Source organism: Oribacterium sp. NK2B42 (genome assembly GCF_000424445.1).
GTDB lineage: Bacteria > Bacillota > Clostridia > Lachnospirales > Lachnospiraceae > Oribacterium.
The window spans coordinates 1-1733 of record NZ_AUJX01000097.1 but is presented as its reverse complement, the minus strand read 5'-3'; the positions used below and the strand labels follow the sequence as shown (position 1 = coordinate 1733).

Sequence of the window (1733 nt, the reverse complement as noted above, 5' to 3'; positions counted from 1 at the left end):
AGTTACTAATAGGTCGAGGGCTTGTCCAAAAAGGCTGGAAAGGTTAGAGGTTTAGATGGATTACTGAGAATGATTCATAAATGGTATGCTGTTTTCAAGGCACGAATAATGATTAAGATTTTCAAGCTTTCTGACTATAGTAGTTGGAAAGTTTTTTTATGTCCATATATATCTATCGTGGAAACACGCTTCCCGAATCACTTCAAAAGAATATGTAAATACTCTTTATCAAGGAGCGCTTATTATAATAGAAAATTATAGCCAATGATAAGATTTAAAAATTATATATCATTTTGGCAACGTGGTATTATTAACATATCATTTAAAATCCATTGCAGATGAAGGAGGAGTCATGGGAAAGATATTTAAGGGTACATTGGATCTTATAGGAAATACACCACTTGTTGAGGTTGTAAATATTGAAAAAGAATTAAATCTTGAGGCAACCATACTTGTAAAACTGGAATATTTAAATCCGGCAGGAAGTGTAAAAGATCGTATCGCTAAAGCGATGATTGAGGATGCGGAAGAAAGAGGAGTATTGAAAAAGGGTTCAGTTATAATTGAACCGACATCCGGTAATACAGGAATCGGACTTGCTTCAATTGCTGCGTCAAAAGGTTACAGATTGATTCTCACAATGCCTGAAACCATGAGCGTTGAAAGAAGAAACATTATCAAAGCCTATGGCGCTGAAATTGTTCTTACAGAAGGTTCTAAAGGCATGAAGGGTGCTATTGAAAAAGCTGAGGAATTATCAAAGGAAATTCCTGACAACTTTATACCAGGTCAGTTTGATAACCCTGCAAATCCTAAAATGCATAAAAATACAACAGGTCCTGAAATCTGGAATGATACGGACGGTAAGGTTGATATATTTATAGCCGGTGTCGGTACAGGCGGAACTATAACAGGTATCGGTGAGTATTTAAAGGAAAAGAATCCTGATATAAAGGTTGTCGCTTTGGAGCCTGAGGATTCACCGGTACTTTCAGAGGGAAGAAGCGGCGCTCATAAGATTCAGGGCATTGGAGCAGGCTTCGTTCCTAAGGTTTTAAATACTAAAGTATATGATGAGGTGTTTAAGGCTCCGGCTCAGGATGCATTCGATACAGCCAAGCTGCTTGCAAGAAAAGAAGGTATTTCAGTTGGTATATCTTCCGGTGCTGCATTATTCGGTGCAATACAGTTAGCTAAGAGACCTGAAAACAAGGGTAAAACTATAGTTGCATTGTTGCCTGATAGTGGGGACAGATATTATTCTACGGCATTGTTTAATTCATGATCTCTTTGAAAAAACTGAAAAATTGATTCAAAAAAATAAATAAAAATAAAAAATAAAGCTGGATAGAAGCTGGATAGAAAGAAAAATATTTAAAAAAGTGTTTGACATATGCTTCGTTAGTTGCTATATTAACTTAGCGCTCAACAAGAGCGGCAAGAAAATAGCTTCTAACGAAGCTTATTTGAACCTTGAAAATCAAAGATCGATTAATACACAGACCCTGAAGATTCTATAAAGAAGATTCAGAGCTTCATAGTTTAACAACGATGAAGCGAGACCAAAAGGTCTAAAGCGAAACTATTCGCAGTAAATAATAACGGACAGAACAAGCTAAGCTAGTGAGTTCTGAACAAGGAAGAACTTAAAAGAGAGAAATCTCTTTTGTATTTAATATGAGAGTTCGATCCTGGCTCAGGATGAACGCTGGCGGCGTGCCTAACACATGCAA

At 36.7% G+C, this 1733-nt stretch carries 1 protein-coding gene; it reads left to right on the top strand.

Going from position 1 to position 1733, the window contains the following annotated elements; translation table 11 throughout:
* Window positions 1-352 precede the first annotated feature (352 nt).
* Entirely contained in the window at window positions 353-1285 is a 933-nt protein-coding gene (gene cysK, locus G625_RS0114635) for a cysteine synthase A (RefSeq protein ID WP_029201682.1), read from the top strand.
* Window positions 1286-1733: the final 448 nt, after the last annotated feature.